A 3,475-nucleotide genomic window follows, 5' to 3' on the forward strand; every position below is an offset into this window, starting at 1 on the left:
AGTAAAAATGCCACGCGTTGGTTGTCCCTCTTGAACCGTTTGTTATGTTTTATTACAACTAGATGATTTTATTGAAAATATTCTTAGGATCATCAACTAATTTAAGACATTATTGCCTTACTTCTAAAAAGTGTTTTTTTGCAAGATAAGCAAATATGTTTATAACGATGATCAGCATGAGCTGTTAATGGTTGAAAAATCACTTTATCTGAACCACAACTAAAGCATTTCGCACTTTCTGAATCTGCCGTTTTACATTCGGGATGCTTTATCAAATAATCCTCAAGTGTCGGTAATTTGTGCCAATCATCATCCTGTGGCTTCGAATATATTACGAAATAGTAGAATATTGCAGCAGCGCCAAAAGCTAAAACCAACCAAATGAAATCCATTCCTGTTCCTCAAGTTATCCCGAAAACATAACGCCGCGTTAAGGGGTGAGCAACGCAACCGCCAACTCACCGCATTCCAATAAAAACCAATAAAATCAATGCATAACGAAAAATGCTGCGCGTTGCGAATCCCTCTTCAACGCCTTGTTATGCTTAAACTTCAAACACTTAGGTTTAAGCAACCATTAGAATAACTCAGACTTTCAAACCAACCCAAGCACCAAAACTCGTTAACCTGATCGAAACCATGATTTGAACAAAAACTAAGATATATTCACGACGATCATGAGAACAATATGCCCTTTTAACGAAAATCTGACCAACCAGACTCACAGCAAACTGGCATGAAACTCGAATGAGGCAACTACGCTGAACCAGCAGCGCCAACCAAATTGCCTTTTCATTAGGCAGCGCAAAACAATAGTAAATTGCCGATACGCTTTTGGCTGATAAGCCAAGGAGCCAAATCACTCAAAGCGACTTTGAGAAAAAGACACTCAACACGAACCGGCTCAAAACTAAAATGAGGCAACCGCTCGAAATTAACAACATCAATTTAATTGAAACAGCGACCGCCTTAACCAATTGCCGACAAACAAGATCGAATAGCCGAAGGAACAGAGAAAAGGCCACAACCGATTGATTTTATGAGATTAAGCATAACGCCCGGTTAAGGGGCAACCAACGCCACTACCAAGCTTCCGCATAACACCGTAATCACTAAACTCAACGCATAATAAAAATGCCACGCGTTGAGGGTCTGCTTGAATTGTTTGTTATGTTTATTTTTCGTACAACTCTAAGGGTAAACCATCTGGGTCTTTAAAAAAGGTAAATCGTTTACCTGTAAATTCATCAACTCGAATTGGCTCAACATCAATTCCGTGTGATTGTAACTCGTTAGCTGTCGATTCCACCGAGTTAACAACAAACGCCAAATGCCTTAAACCTTGAGCTTCTGGGTTACTTAATCTGGACGGTGGCTCTGGAAAAGAAAACAGCTCAATTTGTCCACCATTTGGTAACGCTAAATCTAATTTGTATGAATCTCGGCTTTCTCGATAATTTTCAGCAAGGATCTTGAGACCTAATATTTCAGTATAAAATGACTTAGATCGTTGATAATCTGCGCAAATAATCGCTACATGATGAATACTTTCTAAATTCACAACATTCTCCGATTTGAACTTTATCCGAGTAAACATAACGCCCGCTTAAGGGGCAGCCAACGCTACTACTAAGCTTCCGCATAACACCGTAACCACAAAAACCAACGCATAGTAAAAATGCCACGCGTTGGCTGTCCCTCTTGAAGCGTTTGTTAGGCATTTTTATGCTCGAATTTCTGCCAGCTTTCGTAGTACGTTCCAGGATCAATTATTCCTTCTTTTTCTAACTTCTCATAAAACAAAGCTGATTTCATTAAGTCAATCATTCTTTTTACGCCACCATCCGGCCCATAAGAAGTTTTGATTGCTGAAAACTGATGACATTCATTTTTGACTTGGTTAAAGATACTGCCTACCATTTTGATTGCCTTATCTGTATCCACTACACTCAATGGGAAATTTAACAACAACTCTGTCACTCCATTTGAAGTGTTATTTAAATAGTTTTTGATATGTTCATCAAGGTCGCTATGTGCAAGAAATTTATTTCGAGCACTTCTCACTGGCTCTATTGATAATTTTAGCTCTTCCAAAGATTGAGTATCATGGTTTAGTATAGACAATAGTTGATACATGCTATTGTTTTTGTTTTTCCCTTGCTGGGCAGGATCTGTTAATCTACACAAAGTTAGCCCTACTTCATTTAACAATAACCGTTGAAAAATGAAAAATACTATTGGAGACATTTTGTACAACAACACTTGGCGATTTTCATTCACAAAAAAATCGTTATAAATATTCCAATTAATATTAAGAATTATAATCTCATGTTTTATGCTTTCACTGATATTGTGAACGTTTGATTCTTCCATCTTGTACCCCCTTGCCTAACGCCGCGTTAAGGGGTGAGCAACGCAACTGCCAACTCACCGCATTGCACTGAAAACTAATAAAATCAAAGCATAACGAAAGTGCTACGCGTTGCGAATCCCTCTTGAACGCTTTGTTAACTGGCCGATCACAAATGCCAAAATTACCCATTTTTTAAGCTGCCTGTGCGGCAGTGAACAATTGCTTGGCGGCGTAGTTGGGAGCTTGCTATTTCTAAGCTGCCTGTGCGGCAGTGAACTATGAAACTGTATCAGTAACCTATTGTTAATAAAAGTAATTACATCAAATTTCTCAAAATAACCTTTTATTTTTAACTCGATTTATTATTAATATAAATCAATGACTTAAAATTCAACAAAAAAAGATGGGTAATTTTATTGCCAGTTAACGCCGCGTTAAGGGGTGAGCAACGCAACGACCAACTCACCGCATTGCACTAAAAACCAATAAAATCAATGCATAAAGAAAATGCCGCGCGTTGCGAATCCCTCTTTAACGCCTTGTTAACTGGCCGATCCCAAATGCCAAAATTACCAATTTCTTAAGCTGCCTATGCGGCAGTGAACACCGTCTCCGGTGAGGTTCGTAACCTAATCATTTTCTAAGCTGCCTATGCGGCAGTGAACATCAATACGAAAAAGAAACTCATTATAAACATTTTCTAAGCTGCCTATGCGGCAGTGAACGTTCGTGCTGGCGTTGCTGTTAGCGCATAATTTTTCTAAGCTGCCTATGCGGCAGTGAACGCTGCAGGCTTGTCGAGCGTTGGTATCGATTTTTTCTAAGCTGCCTATGCGGCAGTGAACTATGAAACTTTAGCAGTAACCTATTGTTAATAATGGTAATTACATCAAATTTTTCAAAATAACCTTTTATTTTTCACTCGATTTATTATTAATATAAATCAATAACTTAAAATTCAACGAAAAAAGATGGGTAATTTCATTGCCAGTTAACGCCCAATTAAGTAGCCCGAAACGCTACTGCCAACTTCCCGCACAACACCGTAATCACCAAACTCAACGCAAAACAAAAGTGCCACGCGTTGAGGGTCTGCTTGAATTGTTTGTATGGATAATAACT

General features: G+C 38.6%; 3 protein-coding genes. All 3 read right to left on the minus strand.

All coding sequences use genetic code 11. From position 1 onward, the window contains the following. Positions 1–101 precede the first annotated feature (101 nt). The 3 genes from BSR11_RS12125 to BSR11_RS17310 all read right to left on the minus strand — a co-directional run bounded on the left by BSR11_RS12125 (position 102) and on the right by BSR11_RS17310 (position 2,373). A complete protein-coding gene (locus BSR11_RS12125) occupies positions 102–392 on the minus strand; it encodes a hypothetical protein (protein ID WP_072670622.1) in 291 nt (96 codons plus the stop codon). A gap of 782 nt (positions 393–1,174) precedes the next feature. Next, positions 1,175–1,561, minus strand: a complete 387-nt coding sequence (gloA2, locus tag BSR11_RS12140) for an SMU1112c/YaeR family gloxylase I-like metalloprotein (RefSeq protein WP_072670624.1) — start codon at positions 1,559–1,561, stop codon at positions 1,175–1,177. A 152-nt stretch (positions 1,562–1,713) separates the two neighbouring features. Further along, positions 1,714–2,373 carry an AbiU2 domain-containing protein gene (locus BSR11_RS17310; protein WP_072670625.1) on the minus strand — a complete coding sequence of 220 codons (660 nt, stop codon included), beginning with the start codon at positions 2,371–2,373 and terminating at the stop codon, positions 1,714–1,716. Positions 2,374–3,475: the final 1,102 nt, after the last annotated feature.

The organism is Vibrio injensis (assembly GCF_001895205.1).
Classification (GTDB): domain Bacteria; phylum Pseudomonadota; class Gammaproteobacteria; order Enterobacterales; family Vibrionaceae; genus Vibrio; species Vibrio injensis.